Annotated in this window: 25 protein-coding genes and 1 pseudogene; 5 read left to right on the forward strand and 21 right to left on the reverse strand. The window is 68.5% G+C overall.

Annotated features, from left to right (window positions below; genetic code table 11):
- Window positions 1–23: 23 nt before the first annotated feature.
- From ispG to Taqua_RS06320, 8 genes and pseudogenes are all read right to left on the reverse strand, one after another.
- Window positions 24–1,319: a flavodoxin-dependent (E)-4-hydroxy-3-methylbut-2-enyl-diphosphate synthase gene (gene ispG / locus Taqua_RS06285; RefSeq protein WP_144325729.1), complete on the reverse strand. Its 1,296-nt coding sequence runs from the start codon at window positions 1,317–1,319 to the stop codon at window positions 24–26.
- A 10-nt stretch (window positions 1,320–1,329) separates the two neighbouring features.
- On the reverse strand, window positions 1,330–2,223 hold the full coding sequence (locus tag Taqua_RS06290; protein ID WP_144325731.1) for a helix-turn-helix domain-containing protein: 894 nt from the start codon (window positions 2,221–2,223) through the stop codon (window positions 1,330–1,332).
- Complete coding sequence (gene pilW / locus Taqua_RS06295; RefSeq protein ID WP_144325733.1) at window positions 2,216–3,022, reverse strand: type IV pilus biogenesis/stability protein PilW; 807 nt, start codon at window positions 3,020–3,022, stop codon at window positions 2,216–2,218. Before pilW ends, Taqua_RS06290 begins: the two co-directional genes overlap by 8 nt.
- On the reverse strand, window positions 3,019–4,170 hold the full coding sequence (gene rlmN / locus Taqua_RS06300) for a dual-specificity RNA methyltransferase RlmN (RefSeq protein WP_144325735.1): 1,152 nt from the start codon (window positions 4,168–4,170) through the stop codon (window positions 3,019–3,021). The genes pilW and rlmN overlap by 4 nt, the downstream gene beginning before the upstream one ends.
- 7 nt (window positions 4,171–4,177) lie before the next feature.
- Complete coding sequence (gene ndk, locus Taqua_RS06305; protein WP_132961415.1) at window positions 4,178–4,603, reverse strand: nucleoside-diphosphate kinase; 426 nt, start codon at window positions 4,601–4,603, stop codon at window positions 4,178–4,180.
- Between the two features lie 60 nt (window positions 4,604–4,663).
- Window positions 4,664–5,467, reverse strand: a pseudogene (gene rluB / locus Taqua_RS06310) (23S rRNA pseudouridine(2605) synthase RluB); the annotation flags it as partial.
- An 83-nt stretch (window positions 5,468–5,550) separates the two neighbouring features.
- Complete coding sequence (gene scpB, locus Taqua_RS06315; protein ID WP_144325739.1) at window positions 5,551–6,126, reverse strand: SMC-Scp complex subunit ScpB; 576 nt, start codon at window positions 6,124–6,126, stop codon at window positions 5,551–5,553.
- 5 nt (window positions 6,127–6,131) lie between these two features.
- Entirely contained in the window at window positions 6,132–7,160 is a 1,029-nt protein-coding gene (locus Taqua_RS06320; RefSeq protein WP_144325741.1) for an RluA family pseudouridine synthase, read from the reverse strand.
- A 43-nt stretch (window positions 7,161–7,203) separates the two neighbouring features.
- On the opposite strand from Taqua_RS06320, the gene Taqua_RS06325 reads away from it, so the two are divergent.
- A complete protein-coding gene (locus Taqua_RS06325; protein ID WP_144325743.1) occupies window positions 7,204–8,025 on the forward strand; it encodes an outer membrane protein assembly factor BamD in 822 nt (273 codons plus the stop codon).
- A gap of 93 nt (window positions 8,026–8,118) precedes the next feature.
- On the opposite strand, the gene rplI is transcribed toward Taqua_RS06325, so the two are convergent.
- From rplI to Taqua_RS06350, 5 genes are all read right to left on the reverse strand, one after another.
- Window positions 8,119–8,571, reverse strand: a complete 453-nt coding sequence (gene rplI / locus Taqua_RS06330; protein WP_144325745.1) for a 50S ribosomal protein L9 — start codon at window positions 8,569–8,571, stop codon at window positions 8,119–8,121.
- A 14-nt stretch (window positions 8,572–8,585) separates the two neighbouring features.
- Window positions 8,586–8,864, reverse strand: coding sequence for a 30S ribosomal protein S18 (rpsR, locus tag Taqua_RS06335; protein ID WP_144325747.1), 279 nt, complete (start codon window positions 8,862–8,864; stop codon window positions 8,586–8,588).
- A gap of 9 nt (window positions 8,865–8,873) precedes the next feature.
- Window positions 8,874–9,164, reverse strand: a complete 291-nt coding sequence (priB, locus tag Taqua_RS06340; protein WP_144325818.1) for a primosomal replication protein N — start codon at window positions 9,162–9,164, stop codon at window positions 8,874–8,876.
- 23 nt (window positions 9,165–9,187) lie between these two features.
- Window positions 9,188–9,556, reverse strand: a complete 369-nt coding sequence (gene rpsF, locus Taqua_RS06345) for a 30S ribosomal protein S6 (protein ID WP_132961408.1) — start codon at window positions 9,554–9,556, stop codon at window positions 9,188–9,190.
- 63 nt (window positions 9,557–9,619) lie between these two features.
- Complete coding sequence (locus Taqua_RS06350) at window positions 9,620–11,707, reverse strand: VC_2705 family sodium/solute symporter (protein ID WP_144325749.1); 2,088 nt, start codon at window positions 11,705–11,707, stop codon at window positions 9,620–9,622.
- Between the two features lie 94 nt (window positions 11,708–11,801).
- On the opposite strand from Taqua_RS06350, the gene Taqua_RS06355 reads away from it, so the two are divergent.
- The 3 genes from Taqua_RS06355 to Taqua_RS06365 are packed head-to-tail and all read left to right on the forward strand — an operon-like array spanning window position 11,802 to window position 14,129.
- On the forward strand, window positions 11,802–13,256 hold the full coding sequence (locus Taqua_RS06355; protein ID WP_185969575.1) for a DUF294 nucleotidyltransferase-like domain-containing protein: 1,455 nt from the start codon (window positions 11,802–11,804) through the stop codon (window positions 13,254–13,256).
- Between the two features lie 38 nt (window positions 13,257–13,294).
- A complete protein-coding gene (locus tag Taqua_RS06360) occupies window positions 13,295–13,879 on the forward strand; it encodes a PIN domain-containing protein (protein WP_221933919.1) in 585 nt (194 codons plus the stop codon).
- A gap of 1 nt (window position 13,880) precedes the next feature.
- The gene (locus Taqua_RS06365; RefSeq protein ID WP_144325753.1) at window positions 13,881–14,129 is read left to right on the forward strand and encodes a hypothetical protein; all 249 of its coding nucleotides are present in this window, start codon (window positions 13,881–13,883) and stop codon (window positions 14,127–14,129) included.
- A gap of 72 nt (window positions 14,130–14,201) precedes the next feature.
- On the opposite strand, the gene Taqua_RS06370 is transcribed toward Taqua_RS06365, so the two are convergent.
- From Taqua_RS06370 to ppsA, 5 genes are read right to left on the reverse strand one after another with little or no spacing between them, the layout of a single operon-like run.
- Window positions 14,202–16,394 carry a 3'-5' exonuclease gene (locus Taqua_RS06370; RefSeq protein WP_144325755.1) on the reverse strand — a complete coding sequence of 731 codons (2,193 nt, stop codon included), beginning with the start codon at window positions 16,392–16,394 and terminating at the stop codon, window positions 14,202–14,204.
- A complete protein-coding gene (locus tag Taqua_RS06375; protein WP_144325757.1) occupies window positions 16,391–16,768 on the reverse strand; it encodes a response regulator transcription factor in 378 nt (125 codons plus the stop codon). Before Taqua_RS06375 ends, Taqua_RS06370 begins: the two co-directional genes overlap by 4 nt.
- A gap of 50 nt (window positions 16,769–16,818) precedes the next feature.
- A complete protein-coding gene (locus Taqua_RS06380; protein ID WP_144325759.1) occupies window positions 16,819–19,548 on the reverse strand; it encodes a sensor histidine kinase in 2,730 nt (909 codons plus the stop codon).
- A gap of 36 nt (window positions 19,549–19,584) precedes the next feature.
- Window positions 19,585–19,806: a hypothetical protein gene (locus Taqua_RS06385; protein ID WP_144325761.1), complete on the reverse strand. Its 222-nt coding sequence runs from the start codon at window positions 19,804–19,806 to the stop codon at window positions 19,585–19,587.
- A gap of 20 nt (window positions 19,807–19,826) precedes the next feature.
- Complete coding sequence (ppsA, locus tag Taqua_RS06390) at window positions 19,827–22,217, reverse strand: phosphoenolpyruvate synthase (protein ID WP_144325763.1); 2,391 nt, start codon at window positions 22,215–22,217, stop codon at window positions 19,827–19,829.
- Window positions 22,218–22,412: 195 nt separating this feature from the next.
- Between ppsA and ppsR the strand changes: the two genes are divergently transcribed.
- A complete protein-coding gene (gene ppsR, locus Taqua_RS06395; protein WP_144325765.1) occupies window positions 22,413–23,243 on the forward strand; it encodes a posphoenolpyruvate synthetase regulatory kinase/phosphorylase PpsR in 831 nt (276 codons plus the stop codon).
- Window positions 23,244–23,264: 21 nt separating this feature from the next.
- Here the strand turns inward: ppsR and Taqua_RS06400 are convergent, their stop codons facing one another.
- The 3 genes from Taqua_RS06400 to Taqua_RS06410 form a co-directional block, all read right to left on the reverse strand.
- Entirely contained in the window at window positions 23,265–23,633 is a 369-nt protein-coding gene (locus Taqua_RS06400; protein ID WP_144325767.1) for a hypothetical protein, read from the reverse strand.
- 135 nt (window positions 23,634–23,768) lie between these two features.
- Complete coding sequence (locus Taqua_RS06405; protein WP_144325769.1) at window positions 23,769–25,622, reverse strand: sodium:solute symporter family protein; 1,854 nt, start codon at window positions 25,620–25,622, stop codon at window positions 23,769–23,771.
- Between the two features lie 16 nt (window positions 25,623–25,638).
- Window positions 25,639–25,899: a DUF4212 domain-containing protein gene (locus Taqua_RS06410; protein ID WP_185969571.1), complete on the reverse strand. Its 261-nt coding sequence runs from the start codon at window positions 25,897–25,899 to the stop codon at window positions 25,639–25,641.
- Window positions 25,900–25,988 lie beyond the last annotated feature (89 nt).

Genomic DNA, 25,988 nt, shown 5'->3' on the forward strand with positions numbered 1-25,988 from the left:
TGGGCCGCGCGACACCCACCGGGTCAATGGCCGTGGGCGCCCCAGCGGCGCGCCACGTAGTCTTCGACGATTTGACGGAACTCCTCGGCGATGCGCTCGCCGCGCAGCGTGGCCACCTTGCGGCCATCGAGGTACACCGGGGCGGCCGGGGCCTCGCCGGTGCCCGGCAGGCTGATGCCGATGTCGGCGTGTTTGCTTTCACCCGGCCCGTTGACGATGCAGCCCATGACGGCGACTTTGAGGTTTTCCACGCCGGGGTAGCGGCGACGCCACTCGGGCATGGCGGCGCGCAGGTGGTCGTCGATCTGCTTGGCCAGTTGCTGGAACACCGTGCTGGTGGTGCGGCCACACCCCGGGCACGCGGTCACGCTGGGCACAAAGGCGCGCAGTCCCAGCGCCTGCAAAATCTCCAGCGCCACGACGACCTCCTGCGTGCGGGGCTCGCCCGGCTGAGGGGTGAGGCTGACGCGGATCGTGTCGCCGATGCCTTGCTGGAGCAACACGGCCAGCGCCGCCGCCGACGCCACCGTGCCTTTGGTGCCCATGCCGGCTTCGGTCAGCCCCAGGTGCAGCGGGTGGTCGCAGCGGCGCGCCAACTCCTGGTACACCGCGATCAGGTCCTGCGCGTTGGACACCTTGCACGACAGCACGATATCCTGCGGCGCCATGCCCAGCGCCATCGCCCGCTGCGCCGAGGCCAGCGCCGACGTGATCAGCGCCTCGTACATCACCTGGCGCGCGTCCCACGGTTGCGCCCGGCGTGCGTTGCGGTCCATCAGCTCGGCCAGCAGCTCCTGGTCCAGGCTGCCCCAGTTGACGCCGATGCGCACCGGCCGCCCATGGCGCAACGCGGTTTCGATCATCTGCGCAAACTGTTTGTCTTTTTTGTCGCCGCGCCCAACGTTGCCGGGGTTGATGCGGTACTTGGACAGCGCCTCGGCCATCGCCGGGTGGTCGGCCAGCAGGTGGTGCCCGTTGAAATGAAAGTCGCCGATCAGGGGCACGTCCACCCCCATGCGGTCGAGCTGCTCGCGGATGTGCGGCACCGCCCGGGCGGCCTCGTCGTTGTTGACCGTGATGCGCACCAACTCCGACCCCGCTTGCGCCAGCTCCTTGACCTGGATCGCGGTGGCGATGGCGTCGGCGGTGTCGGTGTTGGTCATCGACTGCACACGCACCGGTGCATCGCCCCCCACGGTGACGCGGTTGTTGCCCCACGCCACCACCCCTTGGCGCGAGCGGCGCGGCGCGGAGCCGCCCAGCGGGATCGGGTGCTCAGCCTCGGGGGGCAGGCACGGGGGTGTGGCTGTGGCGGTCATGGTGTGGCGATCAGCGAACCTCGAAACGGGCCACGTTGTTGCGCGTCACGGGCATCAGGTCGAACGGCTGGCCCCGCACGCTCACCTGGGTCGCGTCCGCCCGGCCCACGGTGACGGCCAGCGGTGCGTCGTCGGCCGACAGGCTGACCACCTCGCCCGGCTGTACGTTGCGCTGCAGCAGCACGCGCCCGGATGCCCCCACGACCTGCACCCAACTGGTGGCCACAACGCGCACGGTCAGCAGCGCGTTGGTCGCAACGGGTGTCGGGGCCGCGGCGGACGGTGCCGCGCCGGAGGCGGTGGCGTGCGCCGGCACCGGCGGTTCGGCCGCGGGTGCAGCGGCAGGCGTAGACGGTGACGAAGGCGCTGCCGTCGCGGATGCCTCGGCAACGGCTGGGGCCGCCGTGGCCCCCGGCGGCGGGCCAGGCTCGGCCGGCGCAGCGGCCGGCGAGGCTGCGGTGGAGCGTTCGTCCTCGTGCGGGCGCTGCGGCAGCCACCACCACGCCAGCGCGGCCACGCCCAACAGCAGCAGCGCCAGCAGCCATGGCAGGCGGCGGGTATGGGCGCCTGGGTCGGCAAAGGCCAGCGGCTGGTCCTCACGCGGCATCGGTGTGGCCAGGTCCCCGCTGACCGGTACCAGGCGCGGCGCCGCGGTGCTGGGCAAGGCGGCCAGGATCGGCGCCGGGTCGAGCTTGAGCGCCCGGCACACGCTCAACGCCAGGGCACGGGTGAACGTGGCGTCGGGCAGCGCGTCGTACGCACCGGCCTCCAGCGCTTGCAGACGCTGCACCGGCACCTTCAGCGTGGCCGCCAGCGTTTCGATCGGCAGCCCGGCTCGCTCGCGGGCCAGACGCAGTTGCACCCCGGCGTCCGGGGCCGGGTGGTTCGGCGCCGCCTCATTCATCGAACGCCCCCCGCTCGTAGGACCCGGCTTCGCGCGAAGCCGGAAAACGGCGGCGCAGCTGCTCGCCCAGCTGCTGCGCCGCCTCGCGGTTGCCCAGGCGACGCTCGATCTTGACGCCAAGCCACAACGACTCGGCGTTGGCCAGCTCGGAGTTGTTCAGACGGCGCGCGTAAAACCGCGCACGCTCGTCGTCGCCGCGCTGGTGCAACAGCAACGCCAGGTTGTACATCGTGATGGGGTTGCCCGGGTCGAGCTCGAACGCGCGCAGCAACGCGCGCTCAGCGTCCTGACGCTGGCCGGCGCGCGCTTGGCACACCCCCAGCGCCAGCCAGGTGCGCGCCACACCGCGGTAGCCAGGCGTGTCCAGCGCGCGGCGCAGCGCGTCGAACGACGCCGGGTAGCGTGCCTCCTGACACAGCATCCAGCCGTAGTTGTGCCACGTATCCCCATCGCGCGGGTCGAGCCGCAGGGCCTGCTGAAAGCTGTCTTCGGCCAGCCGGCTGTCGCGCAGCGCCGTGTAGATCAGGCCACGCAGGTTGAACGCAGCCGGGTAAGTGGGGTCGATCTGGATGGCCTGCTTGACCTCGTCCAGCGCCACCGTGTACTGGCCTTGCTCGAAGTAGCCCGCCGCCAGCTCCACACGGGTGCGGGCGCGCTTGCGCTGCGGTGGCTCGTCGGATTCGGTCACCCAGTCCTGCCCAGCCCCGGTCGGGCGTGCGCCGCCGGCGCACCCCACCAAGGTGGCAGCCAGCAGCAGCACCAGCAGCGCTGACGACCACCCACGCAGCGCCCGGCTCATGCCGCGGCCTCCTGGGCAGCGGGCCGCGTACGCTCGACGGCCAGCCGCAGCGTGCCACGGCGCGCCAGGCGCTCGCGCACGCGGGTACGGTCCAGCACGTCGCCGGCCAATTGGCCACACGCCGCGTCGATGTCGTCGCCGCGGGTCTTGCGCACCGTGGTGACGATGCCGGCGCCGTTGAGGCGGTCGGCAAACGCCTTGACCGCCTCCGGGCGCGAGCGCCGCAGGCCCGACGCCGCAAACGGGTTGAACGGGATCAGGTTGATCTTGCACGGCACCCCCCGTCCGCGGTGGGTGCGCAGCAGGGTCAGCAGCTGCTCGGCGTGCGCCAGCGTATCGTTGACGCCGTCGAGCATGCAGTATTCGAACGTGATGAAGTCACGCGGAGCGGCCGGAAGGTAGCGCAGGCAGGCATCGAGCAGCTCGGCCAGTGGGTACTTGCGGTTCAGCGGCACCAGTTCGTCGCGCAGCGCGTCGTTGGGCGCATGCAGCGATACCGCCAGCGCCACCGGGCAGTCCTGCGCCAGCCGGTCGATCATCGGCACCACGCCGGAGGTCGACACCGTGACGCGCCGGCGCGACAGGCCGTAGCCGTGGTCGTCCAGCATCACCCGCAGCGCCGGCACCAGCGCCGCGTAGTTTTGCAGCGGCTCGCCCATGCCCATCATGACCACGTTGGAAATGACGCGCTCGTGCGTGCCCAAGCGCCGCCGCAACGCGTGCTCGGCGTACCACAGCTGGGCGATGATTTCGCCGGTGGTGAGGTTGCGGCTGAAACCCTGGTGGCCGGTGGCGCAAAAGCGGCAGGCCACCGCGCAGCCGGCTTGGCTCGACACGCACAGCGTACCGCGGTCGTCTTCGGGAATGTAAACCGTTTCGACCGCGTTGCCGTCGCCAACGTCGAACAGCCACTTGATGGTGCCGTCGCCCGACACCTGCTCGGCCAGCACAGGCAGCGCGCGCACCTGCGCCAGCCCGGCCAAGCGCTGGCGCAGGTCGCGCGCCAGGTCGCTCATGGCGTCGAAATCGGCCACCCCTTTTTGGTGGATCCAGCGAAACAGCTGCACCGCGCGAAAGCGCTTGTGGCCCAGCCGCTCGCACCAGGCGGCCAACCCCTCGAGGTCGAAATCGAGCAAATTGGCCGTCATGGCATCGTCAGCGCGAGTAAATGTTCATGCCGGGGAAGAAAAACGCCACTTCGACGGCCGCCGTCTCAGGCGCGTCGGAGCCATGCACCGCGTTGGCGTCGATGCTGTCGGCAAAGTCGGCGCGGATGGTGCCGGGGGCGGCTTTCTTGGGGTCGGTGGCACCCATCAGCTCGCGGTTCTTGGCGATGGCGTTTTCGCCCTCGAGCACCTGCACCATCACCGGACCGGACACCATGAAGTCGACCAGGTCCTTGAAAAACGGGCGCTCTTTGTGCACGGCGTAAAACGCCTCGGCCTCGCGGCGCGACAGGTGCACCATCTTGGCCGCGACGATCTTGAGACCGGCGGCTTCGAAGCGGCTGTAGATTTGACCGATGACGTTCTTGGCAACGGCGTCGGGCTTGATGATGGAAAGGGTTCGTTCGATGGCCATGGTGTTTGCGTGCAATGATAAAGAAAACCTGAGATTTTAGCTGTTGCGCGCCGGCTTGGGGCGGCTGGGGCGAGGCCCCGCGCCGCGCGGTGGGCCGCTGCGACGCCGTGGCGCCTGCGGGCGCTGCGGCACCGCCATGCCGGCGTGCTGCAGCAGGGCCTGCACCTCGGGCGCGGGCAACTCCACCCAGGCGCCGCGGCGCAGCCCCCGCGGCAGTGTCACCTGGCCGTAGCGCACCCGGATCAGGCGGCTGACCACGTGGCCCACCGCCTCGAACAAGCGCCGGACCTCGCGGTTGCGCCCTTCGGCCAGCACCACGCGGTACCAGCGGTTGGCGCCGCTGCCGCCGGCGTCGTCCAACGCCAGCACGCGCGCCGGGCCGTCGTCCAGCGTCACGCCATCGAGCAGCCGCTGGCGCTCCTCGGTGCTGAGCGCGCCCAGGATACGCACCGCGTATTCACGCTCCAGCCCATAGCGCGGGTGCATCAGCCGGTTGGCCAGCTCGCCCGAGTCGGTGAACAGCAGCAGCCCCTCGGTGTTGATGTCGAGCCGTCCCACCGCCATCCACTTGCCGCTGCGCAGCCGCGGCAGGCGGGCAAACACGGTCGGGCGGTTTTGGGGATCGTCCAGCGTCACCACCTCGCCGGTGGGCTTGTGGTACAGCAGCACGCGGGGCAGGCGCGTCGGCGCGGCACGCCAGCGCACCAACTGGCCGTCGAAGCGGATCACGTCGCCAGCGGTCACACGCTGCCCGGTGTGGGCCGGCTGCCCGTTGACGGTGACGCGCCCGGCGGCGATGGCCTGCTCCATGTCGGCGCGCGAACCCAGCCCAAGTTGGGCCAGCACTTTGTGCAGCTTGACGCTGCTGGGGGCCGCGGGCACCTCGGTCGCACGGGTGCGACGCGGGCTGCTCGGCGCGCGCCCGGGGCGCGGTGTCGGTGGGGTGTTCATGGTGTCGAGGATTGTTCGGGGGGTGCGGGGTCCAGGCCCGGCAGTTCAGGGCCGGGGTCGGGGGCGTCGTGCAAGGCGGGCAGAGCCGCCAGCGACGGCAGCCCCATGTCGTCCAGGAACTGCCGCGTGGTGGCGTACAGCGCCGGGCGACCGACGGTGTCGCGGTGCCCGACGACCTCGATCCAGCCGCGTTCCTCGAGCTGGCGCAGGATCGGGGTGCCCAGCGTCACGCCACGGATGGCTTCGATGTCGCCGCGCGTCACCGGCTGCCGGTAGGCAATGACCGCCAGCGTTTCCAACACGGCGCGGCTGTAGCGGGGCGGCTTTTCTGGGTGCAGACGCTGCAAAAACGGGTGCACATGCGGCCGGCTCTGGAACCGCCAGCCGTCGGCCACCTCCACCAGCGCCAGGCCGCGCCCTTGCCATGCCTGCCGAAGGTCGTGCAGCGCGGCCAGCACCTCGGTGCGTGTCAGCGTGCCGTCAAACAGCGCCACCAACTCCGCCAGCGGCAGCGGCCGGCCGGCGCACAACAGGGCCGCCTCCAGTATCTGTTGGGCCTCGTCGCGCTGCATACACCCTACTCCACCGCCTGGTCCGGGTCATCACCGGGCCACAAAAGCGCGCGATTGTAGTGCAGACCCGCGGCCTCGATGGCCTGCTGCACATCGGCGGGCAACGCACTGTCCCATACCATCCAGCGCCCCAGCACCGGGTGCGGCAGCCCCAGGCGTACCGCATGCAGCGCCTGCCGCGCCATGCCCCACGCCAGCCGGCCACCGTAGAGCAGGTCACCCACCAGAGGGTGCCCCAACCACGCCAGATGCACGCGAATCTGGTGCGTGCGACCGGTGTGCAGGCGGCATGCCAGCAGCGTGGCGGCGGTGTTGCCGTCGAGCACGCGCAGGTCGGTGCGGGCCGGCTTGGCCCCCGCGCCACCGCCGGGGTGCACGGCCATACGCAGACGCTGGCGGGGGTCGCGCCCGATCGGTTGTTCGATCGTTTGGTGCGCCCCACCCTGCCAGCGGCCGTGCGCCAGTGCCACGTAGATGCGGCGCACACGCCGCGCGGCGATGGCGGCCACCAGCGCCTCGTAGGCCGGCGCGCTTTTGGCCACCACCATCAGGCCGCTGGTGTCCTTGTCGAGCCGGTGCACGATGCCCGCGCGCGGCAGTGCGGCCGCCCCGGCGTGGTGCGCCAGCAAGCCGTTGAGCAGGGTGCCGCTCCAGTGCCCAGCGCCGGGGTGCACCACCATGCCGACAGGCTTGTCCAGCACCGCAATGTGCTCGTCCTCAAACACGATCGGCAGCGCCATCGCCTGCGGCACGTAGGCCATGGCCTGCTCGCTGGGCCGCAGCAGCACGCGCACCGGCTCACCGACACGCAGCCGCTGCGCGCTTTTGCGCACCACCCGCCCAGCCACCTGCACCGCGCCGTCGTCGATGAGCTGCTGCAGGTAGGTGCGCGAAAACGCCTCCAGCTGCGCCGCCAGCCAACGGTCCAGCCGCTGGCCGTGGCCTGCCGCGTCCACCGTCAGCTCACGCAGTTCGGTGCCTTCGTCGTCGTCCGCCCCCTGGGGGGGGCACGGGGCCTCTATAATTTTTTCCATCTTGATTGCAGGCGCGGCAGCGCGCCGTCTGGGGCGCCACCCGATGAAACCGTTCGCATTATCCGTTGCTCCGCTGCGTCGCCCCACCCTGGCGGCGGCCGTGGTGCTGGCCCTGCTGGCCGGTTGCGCCAGCGGCCCCGAAAAAGACGTCACCGCCGGCTGGAGCCCCAACAAGCTCTACGCCGAGGCGATGGACGAGCGCGCCGCCGGCAATTACGACAAGGCCATCCAATACTTCGAAAAGCTCGAAGGGCGTGCCGCCGGCACCCCCCTGGCGCAGCAAGCCCAGCTGGAAAAAGCCTACGCACACTACAAAAACGGCGAGCCCGCGCAGGCCATCGCGACGCTGGACCGCTTCATGCGGCTGCATCCGGCCAGCCCGGCGCTGGACTATGCGCTGTACCTCAAAGGCTTGGTCAATTTCAACGACAACCTGGGCTTGTTCGGGTTTATCTCGCAGCAGGATTTGTCCGAGCGCGACCAAAAAGCCGCGAAGGATTCGTTCGAAGCGTTCAAGCAGCTGGTCGAGCGCTTCCCGGACTCCCGCTACGCCCCCGACGCGCGCCAGCGCATGGTGTACATCGTCAATGCGCTGGCGCAGTCGGAAGTGCACATCGCGCGCTACTACTACCGCCGCGGCGCTTACGTGGCGGCCATCAACCGCGCACAACAGGCCATTCGCGACTACACCAACGTACCCGCCGCCGAAGAAGCTTTGTACCTGCTGTACAAGTCGTACGAGGCGCTGGGTATGGAGCAGCAGGCCAACGATGCGAGGCGCGTGCTGGAGGCCAACTTCCCCGCCAGCCCCCTGCTGACCCGCGGGCTGCAACGCGACAGCGGCCCGTGGTGGAAGCTGTGGTGAGCTAAAAAACAACGACGGGCCGCCCGCTGGGGGCCAGCCCGTCGTCGGTGGCAGGGCGCCGGGCCCACGTCGGGGTCCGGGTCAGCCGCGGCTTTAGACCGTCTCGCCCAACACCTGGACGTTGACGTCCACCACCACGTCGGTGTGCAGCGCCACCTGCACGGTGTAGTCGCCGACGTTTTTGAACACGCCGCTGGGCATGCGCACCTGCGACTTGTGCACCGTGAAGCCGGCCTTGTTGAGCTCGGCGGCAATGTCGTGGTTGGTGACCGAGCCGAACAGGCGACCGTCGACGCCCGCTTTTTGCGTCACCTTGACGGTGAAGCCGGCCAGTTTTTCGCCAATGGCCTTGGCTTCGGCCAGCTTGGCCGCGGCGGCCTTTTCCAATTCAGCGCGGCGCGCGTTGAACTCGTCGATGGCGGCCTGCGTGGCGCGGCGCGCACGGCCCGTCGGGATCAGGTAGTTGCGGGCGTAGCCGTCCTTGACCCTGACGATATCGCCGAGGTTGCCCAGGTTGACGACCTTGTCGAGCAGAATCACTTGCATGGTGGCGGGCTCCTTCAGACGCGGTGCTGGTCGGTGTACGGCAGCAAAGCCAGGAAGCGCGCGCGTTTGATGGCGGTGGCCACCTGACGCTGGAAGATCGCGCGCGTGCCAGTCAGGCGCGCCGGGATGATCTTGCCGTTTTCGGCAATGAAATCCTTCAGCGTGTCGATGTCTTTGTAGTCCACCTCTTCGACGCCGGTGACGGTGAAGCGGCAGAACTTCTTGCGCTTGAACAGCGGGTTGCTGTTGACGCGCTTGGGCCGGTTGGCCGAGTTGCGTTGCGGTGCAGCCATGATGGTTTCCTACTGCGGTTCGAATGTCTGAATGTGTAAGACGACGCCGTGTCCACGGCGCGGGGAGGCAAGAAAGCCTTCGCACCGCAATCCGCTGCCGAGATCGGTTCGGGCCAGCCGTTCGGCCAGCGGGCCAAAGGCCACGGCCTTCAGGCGCAGGGCCACGAGGTGCTCGCCCCCGGCCTCGCTTTGCAGCGACTGGTGCTCCAGCACCACATCCTGCGCAGCCAAGCCTGCTGGGGTATAGCGCAGCGCCGCTTTTTCGGCCAGCCGCGCCTGCAGCTGCAATCGGTTGGTCAACGGATCGACGGCGCCTAGCGCCCTCAAGCGGCGGCTTCCTGTTGGGCCTGGGCCTTGCGCGCTTCCTCGCGCTCGACGGCTTTCATCATGGCCGACGGACCCGTTTCAGCCTTCTTCTTCTGCACCACCAAGTGGCGCAGCACGGCGTCGTTGAAGCGGAACGCCGTCTCGAGCTCGGCCATCACCTCTTTGCCGGCCTCGATGTTCAGACACAGGTAGTGCGCCTTTGACAGCTTGTTGATCTGGTAAGCCAGCTGACGGCGGCCCCAGTCTTCCACGCGGTGGATGATGCCGCCACCGGCGGTGATCATCCCCTTGTAGCGCTCCAGCATGGCGGGCACCTGCTCGCTCTGATCCGGGTGGATCAGCATGACGATTTCGTAGTGACGCATGAACTCTCCTTGTGGAAAAACTGCCGCCCCGGCGTCGCTCGGGTGTGGCAAGGAAGCCCGTGATTATAGCCCGCCGGCTGCTGGCGTGCGCAAGCGCCTCACCCACGCGCGTCGCGCCGCCGTGGGCGCCGGTGTCACCAGGCTGACCACCACCAGGGCGGCGGCGCTGGCCGGCACGCCGAACACGCCCGCGGCCATCGGGTCAATCCCCCACCACAGCCCCGGCTCGATATGCACCCCCAGCCAGCTGCGCACCCACGGCTGGTTGACCACCATGTAACCGAGTGTGACGCCGACACCGGTCAGCATCGCCGCCACCGCACCAGGGCCGTTGGCGCGGGTCCAAAAAATCCCCGCGACCAGTGGCACGAAAAACGCCGATGCCGCCAACGAAAACGCCGCCGCCACCAGCGGCAGGATGTCCGCTGGCCGCTGCGCCGCCAGGTAGGTGGCCAGCAGCGCCACCACCAGCAGCAGCACCTTGGACAGTGTCACGCGCCGCGCGGTGGCGGCCTGGGGGACGAGCGTCTTGTAGTACACGTCGTGGCTGAGTGCGCTGGTGATGGCCAGCAGCAAGCCGTCCGCCGTCGACAGCGCCGCCGCCAAGCCCCCTGCCGCCACCAGCGCCGCCACCACGTAGGGCAACCCCGCGATTTCGGACGCCGCCAGCACGATGATGTCCGCGCCCAGTGTGATTTCGCCCCACTGCAGCACGCCGTCGCGGTTGACGTCACGCACCGACAACAGCGCCGGGTCGACCCGACTCCACGCCGTCACCCACGCCGGCAGCCGGTCCACGGGCATGCCCACGAGCTGACTCAGCACCTCGTGCTTGACAAACACCGCCAGCGCCGGCGCCGTCACGTACAGCAAGGCGATAAAACCCACGCCCCACACCACCGACCAGCGCGCCGCGGCCACCGTGGGCACCGTGTAAAACCGCACCAGCAGGTGGGGCAGCGACGCCGTGCCGACCATCAGGCAAAACACCAGCGCCAGAAAATTGCGCCGCGACGTCTCGAACGCTTCGCGCTGCGCCGCGGTGCCGTGGGGGTCGCCAGCAAACGGCTTGGCCTGTGGCGCCACCCCCGCCAGCGGCTGCGCGCGCGCCTGGGCATGTGCCCACTGTTGGCGCCACAGCGCCTCGGCGGCCACGGCGTCGCGCGGCAGGCGCAACAGCGCGCGCTCGGTGGCGGCGATCTCGTTCGCATCGGCCCCCAGCTGGCGCAACGCCTGCAGGTGACCTTCGAGCTGGTCGCGCTCGCGTTGCAGCGCCGCGGCGGGGTCCCGCAGCCGTTCGGCCAACACGTGCGCCTGGTTGGCCCACACCCGCTGCACATGGCGCTCGGCGGGGTCATCGAGCAGCGCTTGCTCGCGTTGCAACACCCGCTGCAGCTGCTCGCCGTAGGTCAGCAGGGCCAGTGGTGAGCCAGTCTGCTTGTACGACAGCCACGCCACCGGCACCGCAAACGCCAGCATCAGCACGATGTACTGCGCCACCTGCGTCCACGTGATGGCGCGCATGCCCCCCAAAAACGAACACACCAGGATGCCCCCCAACCCCAGGAAGACACCCACCTCGAACGCCAAGCCGGTCAGGCGCGAGGTGATCAGCCCGACGCCGACGATCTGCGCCACCACGTAGACGAACGAGCACAGCAGCACCGCCACCACGGCCAGCAACCGTGGCACGGTGCCCCCGTAGCGCTCGGCCAAAAAGTCGGGGATCGTCAACCCACCATAGCGGCGCAGGTACGGCGCCAGCAGTACCGCCACCAGCACAAAGCCGCCCGACCACCCCAGCACAAACGCCAGCCCACCAAACCCCTGCAGGTACAAGGTGCCCGCCAGCCCGATGAACGAGGCCGCCGACAGCCAATCGGCCGCCAGCGCCATGCCGTTGAACAGCGCCGGCACACGCCGCCCGGCCACGTAGTATGCGGTGGCGTCGACCGTGCGTGCCGCCAAGCCGATCGTGGCGTACACGCCCAGGGTGGCCAGCAAAAAAGTCAGGCCGATGGCCATGCGCGACACCCCCAGGTGCTCCAGCGCACCCAGCAGCACCGTGAACAACACGAACGCCAGCGTAAAGCGGGCGTACAGACGCAGCAAGACACGCTGCGATGGCACATCGGCGGTGGGCGGTTGCATGCCAGGGATCCGCGGCCGCGCAGCGGTGGCTGCCGGCGCACACGGCGGTGTACGATGCGATGATCTTAGCGCCAACCCGATCCGATGCCCCGCCATGCCCGAGCCACCAACCTGTCTCAATGACACGCTGACCCTGACCTCGACGCCGGTGCGTTCGCTGCTGCGCCGCGCGCCCATCTGCGTGCCCCCCGAGCTGCCGGTGCGTGCGGCGGCGCAGACGATGCGCGAGCACAACGTGTCGTCGGTGCTGGTCACCGACGGTGACACGCTGCGCGGCATCGTGACCGACCGCGACCTGCGCAACCGCGTGCTGGCCGCGGGGCTCGACCCCCAGCGGCCGATCATCGAGGTGGCCACCACCGCCGTGCAAACGGTCGATATCGGCGACGCGGCCTTCGATGCGCTGCTGTTGATGGCGCGCCTCAACATCCACCATGTGCCCGTCACCGACGGCGGCCGCGTGGTCGGCCTAATTTCCAGCAGCGACCTGCAGCAGCGGCAAAGCGACTCGGCGGTGGTGCTGGCCCAAGCCATTTACCAGCAAGACAGCGTGGCCGAGCTGCAAGCCGTGGCGGCGCGTATCCCCGCGCTGCAGCGCCAACTCGCGACGGCCGGCACCAGCGCGCATGCGATGGGGCGCATGGTGTCGGCGATGACCGACGCCATCACCACCCGGCTGCTGCAACTGGCCGAACGTGAGCTGGGGCCGGCGCCGGTGCCCTGGGCGTGGGTGGCGGCCGGCTCGCAAGGCCGCAACGAACAAACCGCCAAAAGCGACCAGGACAACTGCCTGGTGCTGGACGACGCCTACGACGCAGCGCAACATGGCCCCTACTTCGAGGCGCTGGCGCGCTTCGTCTGCGACGGCCTCAACGCCTGCGGCTACGTCTACTGCCCAGGCGAGATGATGGCGCTGACCGCGACGTGGCGCCAGCCCTGGAGCCGCTGGCGGGAGTATTTCGTGCGTTGGATCGAGACCCCCGACCCCAAGGCGTTGATGCTGACCTGTGTGTTTTTCGATCAGCGCTTCGTCGCCGGCGAGCGCGCGCTGCTGGACACACTGCGGGCCGAGGTGCTGGCGCGCACGCCCAAGCAGCGTATCTTTTTGGCGCACATGGTGTCCAACGCACTCGCCCACACCCCGCCGCTGAACTGGCTGGGCAACCTGCAAACGATCCGCGGCGGCGAGCACGACGGCACCATCGACCTCAAGCACAGCGGCATCGTGCCGATCATCGACCTGGCGCGCGTTTATGCCCTGGCCGGAGGCATTGCCGCGGTCAACACGCGCGAGCGCCTGCTGCACAGCGCCGACAGCGGCGAAATCACCCGCGAGCGGGTGCGCGACCTGCTGGCCGCACTGGAGTTTTTGACCACGCTGCGCGTGCAGCACCAGGTGCGCCGCCTGGAGGCGGGACAGCCGGCCGACAATTTTTTGCGCCCGGACGAACTGTCCGTCCTGGAACAGCGCCACCTCAAGGACGCCTTCGCGGTCGTCAAGGCGTTGCAAGGGGTGCTGGAAAAACGCTACCTGGCCGGGCGCTTTTAGCGCGAACACGCCAAGGGCTTGGCGTCTCCGGCGATATCATGGACAATATGATCACCAGGATCGTCCTCGACACCAATGTCCTGGTTGCAGCCAGTCGCAGCCGTCATGGCGCGTCTTTCGCGCTGTTACACGCCGTGCGGCAGCGTCGGTTGCGCCCGTTGGCGTCTGTACCGTTGATGTTGGAGTACGAAGCGGCGCTCAAGCGGTGTGCGCATGAAGCGGCGTTTCGTGCTGTGCCGGTCGATACGTTTTTGGATGCGTTGTCGCTTTTTATCGAACCGGTGACGTTGCATTACCAGGCCGTTGAAAAACGTCGCGAGGATGGCCAGATGCAAGGCGCACGGAGCACAGCGACCGAAGCCTATCAAACAGATAGGCGAGGGAGCGAGCACCGCGCAACGCCGCAGATGGCCTACCGCAGCAGTTTTTCAACGGCCTGCTACTTGTGGCGTCCCCAGCTACCCGATCCAAGCGATGAAATGGTGCTGGAAACCGCGCTCAATGGTCACGCCGATGCGTTGGCCACCCACAACGTGGCTGACTTTGCCGCAGCGGCCAAGCGTTTCGCTTTGCCGCTGCTGACACCGCGACAGTTGGTATCGTCTTGGCACGAGGACCTCTGAAATGGCCCAATACGCGCTTCGCTTACCCGACTCGTTTATGGCCTACGCCAAGCAATTGGCGAAGGAGGAGCACGTGTCGATGAATCAGCTGTTTCTGTCCGCGATCGCCGAAAAGATATCCGCCCTCAAGACGCAAGCCTACTTCCGCGAGCGGCAGCAAAGGGGCAGCGAAGCGGTGTTCGACCAATGGCTCGATGCCGTGCCCGATGCCCCGCCCACCGCGGGCGATGAGTCCCCGTCGACGGACTGAGCGTCATCGACCGTTTGCCCTGGTGATGCGGCACCGGCAGCCGCTGGCTGTTGAAAACGGGCAACGCCCGCCTCAGTACGTCAGCCGGGCGTAGTAGGTGCGCTCGGCGGCTTGGCGCGCCTGGCCCAGGGTGACGATGCCCTGCTGCGCCAGCAGCGGGATGAGGCGCAAAAACACCTCGGCCGTCACCAGCGCATCGCCCAGCGCGGTGTGGCGGCCCAGCACAGCGATGCCAAAGCGCGCGGCGATCTCGTCCAGGCTGTGCGAGGGCTGCTCCGGGTGCACCACCGCCGACAACAGCAAGGTGTCCAGCACCGGCTGGTCGAAGCTGACACCGACGAGGCGCTCCTTCAGCTGCAAAAACCGCATGTCGAACGCGGCGTTGTGCGCCACCAGCACCGTGTCGCGGGCAAAGGCATGGAACGCCGGCAACACCTGCGTGATGTCGGGCTGGCCGCGCACCATCTCGGGCGTGATGCCATGGATGGGAATGGAGGCGCGCGGAATCGGCCGACGGGGATCGATCAGCTGCTCAAAACTCTCGTGCCGCAGCAGCCGCCCGTTGACGATGCGGGTGGCGCCGATCTGGATGATTTCGTCACCGTCGGATGGGTTGAGGCCGGTGGTTTCGGTGTCGAACACGGTGTAGACCAGCTCGGTCAGGGGCACGTCGTCCCACGCGCGTGCCGCGGGGCTGACGCGAAACAGATCGAAGTCGTAAAACTCCGGGCGGCTTTCCACGCGCACCATGGACGGCGCCTCGACGCTGGCGGCCGGCACCGCGGCTGGCAGCAACAGCCGTAAACAGGTTAGCCCCTGGGCCGGTTCGTCTTGCACCCAGGCGTCGCCACCGTGGCGCTGGGCCACCTCGCGCACGGTGCCGTGGGCGCTGCCCTCGGCGTCGCTGTCGAGCCAACCCTGGCAGGGCGCGGCGCCGGTGCGCGCGGTGGGCCAGGCCAGCTCCAGCGTGACGTGCGCCGCCGGCCCCACCCCGCTGGCCGGTGCCAGCCTCAGCGTCACGCGGTCCACCCCGCCATCCGCCGCCAAACGTTGCACGAAGCGCTGCAACGCATGGGCCAAGCCCAGGCTTTCCACCCGCAGCCAGCACGCCGGGTCGGGCTCGCGCACGTCGATCTGTACGCCCGGCACTTCGGCCAGGCGGCGTTGCAGCACGGCCAGCACGTCGGCCCCCAGCATGTCCTCCAACGGGGCGTGCGCCGTCGTGTCGGCCAGCCCTTCGCGCGCGACCTCGTGCAGGCGGTCGCCCAGCGCCACCACCTCGTCACGGATCACGGCCAGCAGCCGCTCGCGCAGCGCCGCGTCGGCGTCGGGCAGCTGCAGCACCTCGACGGCCGCGCGCACGTTGCCGACCGCGCGGCGCGCCGCCTCGGTCAAGTTGGCCCACAGGCGTTGCTGCTGCGCGGCCTGCTCGTATTCGCGCGTGATGTTGTCCAGCACCAGCACGAACCCCGCCATGGCGGCGGGGTCGGTGTCGCGCGGGCGGCCCTCCTCTTCGACCAGCCGCACGGGGGCCACCTGCACGCGCAGCAACTGCCCGCCCCGTGTGGCGGTGACGAACTGGGTGCTGGGCTGCGCCGCCCCCTTGCGCAGGCGCTGGCGCAGCTCGTCCAGCGCGTGGGCGAGCACGGCGCGGTCCAGCACGGTGTAAATCGAGCGGCCCAACCCCAGCAGCTCGGCGCCGCCCAACCCCTGCGGCGCTTGCGACAACGCACGCACCTGCAACCGGGCGCGGTTGTTGTACAGCAGCACGCGGCCATCCAGGTTGCAGACGATGACGCTTTGCGTCAGCTCGGCCATCAGCGCGGCCAAGCGGCGCTTTTCTTGCTCGATGTCGCGCGCGGCGGCGCGCACGCGCTCGTCCACCTCGCGCCGCCAGCGCTCCCGCTGCCGCACCAGCTCGTTGAACAGATGCGCGACCCGGCGCACGTCGGCCGGTCCTCGCTCGCGCAGCGTGGGTGGCGGATCGGCCGTCAGCAGCACGGCCGCTTCTTCGGCCAGGCGCCGCCAGGGGTGCACGCCGACGTCGAAGGCGCGCTGCAGCCCCCAGCCGATCCCCGTCATCCCCAACAGCCACATCAGCAGCACCAAACCCCAACGGTCGCCCAGCAGCTCCAGCATGCGCTGGCGCGCCTCCGGCTCCAGCGTGACGGCGATCAACCCGACGGTCACCCCCAGCCAGGCCAGCGACACCGCCGCGGCCCCGGCCAGCAGCCACCACAGGCGGCGATCGACCCGCCGTTTCATCGCGGCGTCTCCAGCAGCTCACGCACGCGCTGCACCAGGTCGGCGGTGGCAAACGGTTTGGTCAGGTAGGCGTCGGCCCCCAGGGCCAAACCACGGGCGACGTCGCTGTCGCGGCCCTTGGCGGTCAGCATCACCACGCGCACCGACGCCAGCGCCGGGTCGCTGCGGATCAGCCCACAGACTTCAAACCCGTCGCGTTGCGGCATCATCACGTCCAGCAGGACGAGGTCGGGGCGCCACTGCTGCACGGCCTGCCAGCCCTCTTCGCCGTCGCGCGCGCTGCGTACCTCGTAGCCTTCGCGCCGCATCAAAAACTCCAAAGGCAGCAGGATGTTGGGTTCGTCATCGACGATCAGCACGCGCGGGGCGACCATGGTGGTTGTCTCCTGAGGTAGCCAAGCCGCTGCGGCAGCCCGGCCACTTTTTAGTGTACGTCCATGGGCTGACGTGGCCCCAACAGCGGCAGCTCGATGACGAAGCATGCCCCGGGGCCAGCGTCGGCCTCCAGCCACAGCCGCCCGCCCAGGTGCTCGACGATGCGGCGGCTGATCGGCAGCCCCAGGCCGGTGCCACCGCGGGCACCCTTGCCTTGGTGAAAGCGCTCGAAAATCGTCTCGCGTTCGGCCGCCGGCACGCCAGGGCCGTTGTCGAGCACGGCGACCCGCACAGTGCCCTGCGCGCCTGGCGGCCCGGGCTCGACCCGCACCTGCACCCAGCCGGTGCCATCGTCCGGCACAAAACGCGCGGCGTTGGACAGCAGGTTGAGCAACGCCTGCTGCAGCCGGTCGGGGTCGGCGCGCACCACCGCCTGCGGCAGCGTGGTCTGCACCTCCAGCCGGGCATGACGCGCCTGCAGCAACGGGTCCGCGGCGGCAGCGGCGTGCTTGACGAGCTGCACCAGATCCACCTCGGCGCTGACCCAGTCGGCACGCCCGGCTTCGATTTTGGCCAGGTCCAGCACCTGGTTGACCAGCCGCGACAGGCGCTGTGCTTCGTCGACGATGACACCCAGAAACTGCTGGCGCTGCTCGCTGGGCAGTCCCGGCTCGTCGCGCAGGATTTCGGCCAGCGCCCGGATCGACGTCAGCGGTGTGCGCAGTTCGTGCGTCACCGACGACATGAAGTCGTCTTTGAGCCGGTCGAGCTCCTGCAGCCGCGCGTTGGCGGCCTGCAACTGGCGGGTGGTTTCCTGCAACGAGCGCGACAGCGTCTTCAGGCGGCTGGTTTCCTGCAACAGGTCGAGCACGTCGTCGACCGACAGCGGCTGCTCCTGCACGACCGACGCCACCAGGCGGCGCGCCGACGCGCTGCCGACCGTACCGGCCAACTGGGTTTCGGCCCATTGCACCAACGCCGCGTCGGCTTCCAGCCGCGCCAGCGGCACACCGCGTTGGCGCGCCTGCTCGGCCAACCGCGCTTGGGCTTGTTCGGCCCCCAACACGCGCGCCAGCAACGTCTGCAACGCCGGCAACGTAGCCTGCCCCCGCCACAGCACTGGCAGGCTCGCCTCGTCGCCCGCGTGGGCACCCCGCGGCTGGGTGTACAGCATGGCTTGCGCGGTTTCGGCCACCCCCGGCGGGCGTGCCAGCGACACGCCCACGTACAGTGCGACGTTGACCAGCAGGCTCCAAAACAGCCCGTGGGTCAGGGCGTCGAAACCCTGCAAGCCCAACAACGCCTCGGGCCGCAGCAGCCCCCAACCGAACAGACCGTGATCCACCCACCCGCGCGGCAACCAACCCGATTTGGCCAACGACGGCAACATCAGCGTGTAGGCCCACACGGCAAAGCCGCCCAGCAACCCCGCCAGCGCCCCGGCGTGGCTGGCACCGCGCCACAGCAAGCCACCGAACAGCGCCGGCGCGAATTGCGCCACCGCAGCAAAGCTGATGAGGCCAATGCTGACCAGCGCGTAAGCATCGCCCGCCGCCCGGTAGTACCCGTAGCCGAGCAGCAACACGCCCACGATGGTGGCGCGCCGGATGCGCAACACCGCCCGCCGCAGGTCGCCGTCGGCGTGCACCACAGCGCGGCGGCGCAACCACCACGGCAACACCAGGTCGTTGCAGACCATCGTGGCCACCGCGATCGACTCGACGATGACCATGCCGGTGGCAGCCGACACCCCCCCGAGGTAGACCAGCAGCACCAGCGCGTCCAGCCCCATGGTCTGCGGCAGCCGCAGCACGAACAGCTCGGCCTGCACGGCAGCCTGTGGTCCCCACACCAGCAGGCCGGCCAACGCCAGCGGCAACACAAACAGGTTGATCAGCCACAGGTACAGCGGAAACACCCACGCCGCGCGGCGCAGGTGGCGATCATCCTCCAGCTCCACCACCATGACCTGAAACTGACGCGGCAGCAACAGCACCGACAGGCCCGCCAGCAGCGTCAGCGCCGCCCAGCTCGACCACGCGAAGGCGCCCGGGTCCCCCAGCGTCAACAGGCGCGCCAGCTCCGGCACCGTCTGGGCACGCCGCAACAGGTCCGCTGGCCCGTCGAACAGCCCCCACGTCACCGCCACGCCGGCCGCCACAAAAGCCACCAGCTTGACCATCGACTCCAGCGCGATGGCCGTCACCATGCCAGCGTGGCGCTCGGTGCCGTCCCAGTGCCGTACCCCAAACACGATGGTGAACGCCGCCAGCCCCAAGGCCAGGTACAGCGTGCTGTCCGCCCACCACGCTTGGGCGTGTGCCACCTGCAGCGGTTGCCCGGTCACCACCGCCGTGGCCACCGCGATGCCTTTGATTTGTAGCGCGATGTACGGCACGATGCCCACCACGGTGATCAGGGTGACGGCGCCGGCCAGCAGCGAGCTTTTGCCGTAGCGGTTGGCGATGAAGTCGGCGATGGTGGTGATGCGCTGCTGGCGTGCGATGCGCACGATGCGCCGTAGCACCACCCACGCCAGCACCATGGCCAGCGTGGGGCCGAGGTAAATCGGCAAAAACCACAGCCCGCCGCTGGCGGCACGCCCGACGCTACCGAAGTAGGTCCACGCGGTGCAATACACCGCCAACGACAGGGCGTACACCCAGGCGCTGCGCGTCGGCGAGCGCCCGGCGCGCGCCCGGGCGTCGGCCCAGTGCGCTACCGCAAACAACAACCCCAGGTAAGCGAACGCGGCGCTGGCGACGACGGCGGTGGACATGGCCGGCAAGCCCTTGCGTCGTGCGCGCCAGCCGCTTCAGTCCGGCGCGTGCTCCATCCACCATGCCAGGGCGGCGATCAGCACCGCCCACACGCCAAACGTCGCCACCGCCCATGGGGCGGGCAGCCCCGCGTCGTTGGCCAGCGCCGCCCACACCCCCAGCAGGGGGAAGTTGAACACCACCACCCCGGCGGCAAACAGCGCCCACAGACGCGCCGCCAGCGGGGCGCGGGGGGTGGCGTCACGGCGGCGCTCCATCGTTGGGCGGTTTGGGGGCTTCAGCCCTGGGCCAGGCGTTGCCAGGTATCCACCACGGTGTCCGGGTTCAGCGAGATCGAGCTGATGCCCTTATCCATCAGCCAGCGCGCGAAGTCCGGATGGTCGCTGGGCCCCTGACCGCAGATGCCGATGTACTTGCCCTGCGCACGGCAGGCCTCGATGGAGCGCTCGATCAACGCCAGCACCGCCGGGTCGCGCTCGTCGAAGTCGTGCGCCAGCAGCTCCAGACCCGAGTCGCGGTCCAACCCCAGCGTCAGCTGCGTGAGGTCGTTGGAGCCAATCGAAAAGCCGTCGAAGTACTGCAAGAACTGCTCGGCCAAAATGGCGTTGCTCGGGATTTCGCACATCATGATGAGCTTGAGGTCGTGCTCGCCGCGCTTGAGCCCCATCGAGGCCAGCAGCTCGGTGACGCGCTGGGCCTGCGCCAGCGTGCGCACGAACGGCACCATCACCTGCACGTTGGTCAGGCCCATGTCCAGCCGCACGCGCTTGAGGGCTTCGACCTCCATCGCGAACGCCTCGGCGAAGTCGTCGCTGATGTAGCGCGCCGCACCGCGGAAACCCAGCATCGGGTTTTCTTCGTCGGGCTCGTAGCGGCTGCCGCCGATGAGTTTGCGGTACTCGTTGCTCTTGAAGTCGCTCAGTCGCACGATGACGGGCTTGGGCCAGAACGCTGCCGCGATAGTGGCCACGCCTTCGGCCACCTTGTCGACGTAAAAGGCGCGCGGGCTGGCGTGGCCGCGCGCGGCGGACTCCACCGCGCGCTTGAGGTCAGCGTCGATCTGCGGATAGTCCAGGATCGCCTTGGGGTGCACGCCGATGTTGTTGTTGATGATGAACTCCAGCCGCGCCAGCCCCACGCCGCCGTTGGGGATCTGGGCAAAGTCGAACGCCAGTTGCGGATTGCCCACGTTCATCATGATCTTGACCGGCAGCTCGGGCATGGCGCCGCGCTGCACCTCGGTCACCTCGGTCTCAAGCAGCCCTTCGTAAATATGGCCGGTGTCGCCCTCGGCGCAGCTGACGGTGACCAACTGCCCGTCCTTGAGCGCCTCGGTGGCGTTGCCGCAGCCCACCACGGCCGGGATGCCCAGCTCGCGCGCGATGATGGCGGCATGGCAGGTGCGCCCGCCACGGTTGGTAACGATGGCGCTGGCGCGCTTCATGATCGGTTCCCAGTTGGGGTCGGTCATGTCGGTGACCAGCACGTCGCCCGGCTGCACCTTGTCCATCTCGGCGATCGAGTGCACGATGCGCACCTTGCCGGTGCCGATTTTTTGGCCGATGGCGCGGCCCTGCGCCAGCAACGGCCCCTTGGCCTTGAGCTTGTAGCGCAGCTCCACCTGGCCGCTGGCCTGGCTTTTGACCGTCTCAGGGCGGGCCTGCAGGATGTAGATCTGGCCGTCCACGCCGTCCTTGCCCCACTCGATGTCCATCGGACGGCCGTAGTGTTGCTCGATGATCAGCGCGTAGCGCGCCAGCTCCAGCACCTCGGCGTCAGACAAGCAGTAGCGGTTGCGCTGCTCGGGCGGCACGTCCACCGTTTTGACCAGCTTGCCGCCGGCGGCCTTGTCCTCGTCGCTGGCAAACACCATCTGGATCAGCTTGCTGCCCAGCGTGCGCCGGATGATGGCCTGTTTGCCCGCCTTGAGCATGGGCTTGTGCACATAGAACTCGTCGGGGTTGACGGCGCCTTGCACGACCGTTTCGCCCAAGCCGTAGCTGGCGGTGATGAACACCACGTCCTCAAAGCCGCTTTCGGTGTCGATCGTGAACATCACCCCCGAGGCGCCCAGGTCCGAGCGCACCATGCGCTGCACACCGGCCGACAACGCCACCTCGCTGTGCGCAAAGCCCTTGTGCACGCGGTAGCTGATCGCACGGTCGTTGTACAGGCTGGCGAACACTTCCTTGATCTTGTGCAGGATGTGCTCGATACCCACGACGTTGAGGAAGGTCTCCTGCTGACCCGCGAACGACGCGTCGGGCAGGTCTTCGGCCGTGGCGGACGAGCGCACCGCGTAGCTGGCGTTGAGGCCACCGTCAAGCTTGGCGTAGGCCTCGCGGATGGCGGCTTCGAGCGCGGGCGGGAACGGCTGCGCCTCGACCATGGCGCGGATCTCGGCGCCGGTGGCCGCCAGCGCCTTGACGTCGTCGGCATCCAGCGCCGCCAGCTTGGCGTGGATGCGCTCGTCCAAGCCGCCGTGCTTGAGGAACTCACGAAACGCGTGCGCCGTCGTGGCAAAGCCCGTGGGCACGCGCACCCCTTGGGGCAGTTGCGAAATCATTTCGCCCAGGCTGGCGTTTTTGCCGCCAACGATCTCGACGTCGGCCATGCGCAGCTGCTCGAACGGCACCACCAGCGCGTCAGGGGGAAAACGGTTGGACATGGTGAACACTCCTCGATGGTTGAAAAACCGGGTCGCGGCGCGGCGGGATCGGGGTTGTCGTTGTCATCGTGCGTCCCGCCGTGGGCACCAGCCGCCACGGGCACGGGTCAGGCTCGCGCCGGCAGCCGCGATAATAGGGTGATTGTAGTCGTCCCACCCTGCCACACCACGGCCCCACGGGCCGCACGCACTAGCATGAGCAGCCACGCCAACCGCAGTGTCTTTTTTGTCTCCGACGGCACCGGCATCACGGCCGAAACGTTTGCCGACGCGCTGCTGCGGCAGTTCGAAATCCGCCCCAAGCGGGTGCGGCTGCCCTTCGTCGACGACGCCGACAAGGCCCACCAGGCGGTGCGCCAGATCAACCACGCCGCCGCCGTCGATGGCACACGGCCGCTGGTGTTCACCACGGTGGTCAACATGGAGGTGCTGCAGGTGCTGCAACAGCACTGCCAGGGCATGCTGATCGACATGTTCGGCACCTTCATCGCGCCGCTGGAGCACGAGCTGGGCATGAAGTCCAACCACCGCGTGGGGCGCTTTTCCGATGTCACCAAAAGCCGCGAGTACCACGACCGCATCGAAGCGATCAACTTCACACTGGAGCACGACGACGGGCAGACCAACGAGAACCTGGAAAAATCCGACGTCATCCTGATCGGCGTCAGCCGCAGCGGCAAAACGCCCACCTCGCTGTACCTGGCGTTGCAGTTTGGCCTCAAAGCGGCCAATTACCCGTTGATTCCCGAGGACTTCGAGCGCCGACAGTTGCCGCCGGCGCTGCTGCCGCACAAGAAAAAGCTGTTCGGGCTGACGATCGACCCGCAGCGGCTGAGCGAAATCCGCCACGAGCGCCGCCCCCACTCGCGCTACGCGAGCCTGGAAAACTGCCGCTACGAGGTGCGCGAGGCCGAATCGCTGATGCGCCGCGCGGGCATCCGCATCCTCTCGACCACGCACAAGTCGATCGAGGAGATCGCCACCATCATCCGGCAGGACTTGGAGCAGCTGCACGGCGGGCGCTGAGGCACCGCGACTAGGTGGCCATCACACCGCGGGCTTGTCGGACCGCGCGCGCCGCCCCAAACCAACGCCGTGCGCGTGGCGGCCCAGCGCGAACGACAGAAAAATCTTCACCCACAGCGTGGACCCCGCGATGGCCACCCATTCCTCGTAGGCCAGCCACCCCATCAGCACCGACACGATCACGCCCACCAGCACCCCGCCGGCGACGAGGTTGAGCGCGAGCTCGTACGGTGCCCAGCGCGCTGCGTTCGCCGGGGGCTCACCCTTGCGCAGCGCAACCTCGGAAAAATCATGCCGCACGGCAATGCGCCAGGCGCGCCGCAGCCAAAAAAAGGCCACCGGAAACAGCACCAGAAAAAACAGAATCTTGATCGGGTAAACGCTGATCATCACGGCCCATCCTACAAGCGAAAGGCCCCGCCGGCAAGCGGCGGGGCCGTTGAAGCCGCGGCGGCGCTCGTAGCACCGCGCCGCGCGGCCGCGCAAGGAGCGGGGCCAGCCGCGGCCCGCCCCTCACCCAGGGGGTCAGTGGCCGACCGCCGCGCCTGCGCCCTTGGGCACGCGCACCGATTCGACCAGGTCCTGGATGTGCGCCGGCACCGGCTTGGACACCGCGCTGACCGCGAACGCCACGATGAAGTTGACGATCGCGCCCACGGTGCCGAAGGCTTCCGGCGTGATGCCGAAGAAGCTGTTGGCGCCGCCGATCAGGTCCAGGTACTCCGTGCCCTTGACAAAGAAGATGCCCTTGTGCGCGAACACATAGAACAGCGTCACGAACAGGCCGGCGAGCATGCCCGCCACGGCGCCGGAGCCGGTCACCTTCTTGCTGAAGATGCCCATCATCAGCGCCGGGAAGATCGTCGAGGCGGCGATACCGAAGGCCAACGCCACGGTGCCCGCGGCGAAGCCCGGCGGATTCAGGCCCAGGTAGCCGGACACGATGATCGCGCCCGCCATGGCGATCTTGCCGGCCAGCAGCTCGTTCTTCTCGCTGATGTTGGGGTTGATGGCGCCCTTGATCAGGTCGTGCGAGATGGCCGACGAAATCGCCATCAGCAGACCCGCCGCAGTGGACAGGGCCGCGGCCAGACCACCGGCGGCGACCAGCGCGATGACCCAGTTCGGCAGCAGCGCGATTTCGGGGTTGGCCAGCACGATGATGTCGGCGTTGACGGTCAGCTCGTTGCCCTTGAGGCCGGCCGCTTCGGCCTTGGCCTTGACGGCCGGGTTGGCGGTCTTGTCGTTGTAGAACTGGATACGGCCGTCGCCGTTCTTGTCCTCGAACTTCAGCAGGCCGGTCTTCTCCCAGCGCTTGAACCAGTCCGGACGCTGCTCATAGGGCAGCGCGGATTCGGCCGCGAACAGATCCGCATTGGCCTTGACGCGCTCGGCGTTCACGCGGATGCCACCGGCGGGATCCGGCTCCACGCCGACCGCGGTGTTGACGGTGCCGATCAGGTTGAGGCGCGCCATACCACCGACCGCGGGGGCCGTGGTGTAGAGCAAGGCGATGAAGACCAGCGCCCAGCCCGCGGACGAACGGGCGTCCGAAACCTTGGGCACCGTGAAGAAGCGCACGATGACGTGCGGCAGGCCGGCCGTGCCGATCATCAGCGACACGGTGTAGAAGAACATGTTGAGCTTGTTGCCCGCCACCGCGGTGGTGTATTCGGCAAAGCCCAGGTCCTTGACCACCTGGTCCAGCTTGGCCAGCAGCGCGACGTCCGTGCCCTTGAGGTCGGCCCCCAGGCCCAGTTGCGGCAGGACGTTGCCGGTCAGCGCCAGCGAAATGTAGACAGCCGGCACCAGGTAGGCCAGGATCAGCACGATGTACTGCGCCACCTGGGTGTAGGTGATGCCCTTCATGCCGCCGAACACCGCGTAGGCGAACACGATGGCCTGCCCGATGTAGATGCCGGTTTCGCTGGATACGCCCAGGAAGCGCGAGAACGTCACGCCCACGCCGGTCATCTGGCCGATGATGTAGGTGATGGACGCCACCAGCAGGCAGATCACGCCGACGTTGCGCGCAGTCTGCGAGTAGTAGCGGTCACCGATGAACTCCGGCACGGTGAACTTGCCAAACTTGCGCAGGTACGGCGCGAGCAGGCAGGCCAGCAGCACGTAGCCGCCGGTCCAGCCCATCAGGAACACGGCGCCGCCGTAGCCCATGTTGGCGATCAGGCCGGCCATCGAGATGAACGACGCCGCGCTCATCCAGTCGGCCGCGGTGGCCATGCCGTTGGTCACGGGGTGCACGCCGCCGCCGGCGACGTAAAAGTCGGAGGTGCTGCCGGCGCGCGACCACACCGCGATGCCGATGTACAGCGCGAAGGTCGCGCCAACGACCAGATAAGTCCAGAGTTGCAAACTCATGGTGCGTTCCTTCGGATCAGTCTTCGGCCATGCCGAACTTGGCGTCGATCTTGCGCATCTGCGCCGCGTACCAGAAGATCAGCGCGATGAACACGTAAATGGAACCCTGCTGGGCAAACCAAAAGCCCAGCGGATAGCCTCCCAGTTTGATGCTGTTGAGCGCGTCGGCAAAGATAATGCCGGCGCCATACGACACCAGGAACCAGATGACCAGCACTTTGGTCAGCAGCCCCAGCGTCGCGGACCAATAGGCCCGGGCGTTGTCGTTCAGGGACATGGATGCTCCTCGGATAGTTGTTGCGAACCGGCGGCCGCAGCCGCCCCGATCGCATCGCCGGTGGCGATGCGTCACGTCACACTGTTGCG

This window comes from Tepidimonas aquatica, from assembly GCF_007556585.1.
Classification (GTDB): Bacteria; Pseudomonadota; Gammaproteobacteria; order Burkholderiales; family Burkholderiaceae_C; genus Tepidimonas; species Tepidimonas aquatica.

Coding starts and splice junctions, on each gene's coding strand:
- ispG (WP_144325729.1), bottom strand. CDS start 1,319: ATGACCGCCACAGCCACACCCCCGTGCCTGCCCCCCGAGGCTGAGCAC.
- Taqua_RS06290 (WP_144325731.1), bottom strand. CDS start 2,223: ATGAATGAGGCGGCGCCGAACCACCCGGCCCCGGACGCCGGGGTGCAA.
- pilW (WP_144325733.1), bottom strand. CDS start 3,022: ATGAGCCGGGCGCTGCGTGGGTGGTCGTCAGCGCTGCTGGTGCTGCTG.
- rlmN (WP_144325735.1), bottom strand. CDS start 4,170: ATGACGGCCAATTTGCTCGATTTCGACCTCGAGGGGTTGGCCGCCTGG.
- ndk (WP_132961415.1), bottom strand. CDS start 4,603: ATGGCCATCGAACGAACCCTTTCCATCATCAAGCCCGACGCCGTTGCC.
- scpB (WP_144325739.1), bottom strand. CDS start 6,126: ATGCAGCGCGACGAGGCCCAACAGATACTGGAGGCGGCCCTGTTGTGC.
- Taqua_RS06320 (WP_144325741.1), bottom strand. CDS start 7,160: ATGGAAAAAATTATAGAGGCCCCGTGCCCCCCCCAGGGGGCGGACGAC.
- Taqua_RS06325 (WP_144325743.1), top strand. CDS start 7,204: ATGAAACCGTTCGCATTATCCGTTGCTCCGCTGCGTCGCCCCACCCTG.
- rplI (WP_144325745.1), bottom strand. CDS start 8,571: ATGCAAGTGATTCTGCTCGACAAGGTCGTCAACCTGGGCAACCTCGGC.
- rpsR (WP_144325747.1), bottom strand. CDS start 8,864: ATGGCTGCACCGCAACGCAACTCGGCCAACCGGCCCAAGCGCGTCAAC.
- rpsF (WP_132961408.1), bottom strand. CDS start 9,556: ATGCGTCACTACGAAATCGTCATGCTGATCCACCCGGATCAGAGCGAG.
- Taqua_RS06350 (WP_144325749.1), bottom strand. CDS start 11,707: ATGCAACCGCCCACCGCCGATGTGCCATCGCAGCGTGTCTTGCTGCGT.
- Taqua_RS06355 (WP_185969575.1), top strand. CDS start 11,802: ATGCCCGAGCCACCAACCTGTCTCAATGACACGCTGACCCTGACCTCG.
- Taqua_RS06360 (WP_221933919.1), top strand. CDS start 13,295: ATGGACAATATGATCACCAGGATCGTCCTCGACACCAATGTCCTGGTT.
- Taqua_RS06365 (WP_144325753.1), top strand. CDS start 13,881: ATGGCCCAATACGCGCTTCGCTTACCCGACTCGTTTATGGCCTACGCC.
- Taqua_RS06370 (WP_144325755.1), bottom strand. CDS start 16,394: ATGAAACGGCGGGTCGATCGCCGCCTGTGGTGGCTGCTGGCCGGGGCC.
- Taqua_RS06375 (WP_144325757.1), bottom strand. CDS start 16,768: ATGGTCGCCCCGCGCGTGCTGATCGTCGATGACGAACCCAACATCCTG.
- Taqua_RS06380 (WP_144325759.1), bottom strand. CDS start 19,548: ATGTCCACCGCCGTCGTCGCCAGCGCCGCGTTCGCTTACCTGGGGTTG.
- Taqua_RS06385 (WP_144325761.1), bottom strand. CDS start 19,806: ATGGAGCGCCGCCGTGACGCCACCCCCCGCGCCCCGCTGGCGGCGCGT.
- ppsA (WP_144325763.1), bottom strand. CDS start 22,217: ATGTCCAACCGTTTTCCCCCTGACGCGCTGGTGGTGCCGTTCGAGCAG.
- ppsR (WP_144325765.1), top strand. CDS start 22,413: ATGAGCAGCCACGCCAACCGCAGTGTCTTTTTTGTCTCCGACGGCACC.
- Taqua_RS06400 (WP_144325767.1), bottom strand. CDS start 23,633: ATGATCAGCGTTTACCCGATCAAGATTCTGTTTTTTCTGGTGCTGTTT.
- Taqua_RS06405 (WP_144325769.1), bottom strand. CDS start 25,622: ATGAGTTTGCAACTCTGGACTTATCTGGTCGTTGGCGCGACCTTCGCG.
- Taqua_RS06410 (WP_185969571.1), bottom strand. CDS start 25,899: ATGTCCCTGAACGACAACGCCCGGGCCTATTGGTCCGCGACGCTGGGG.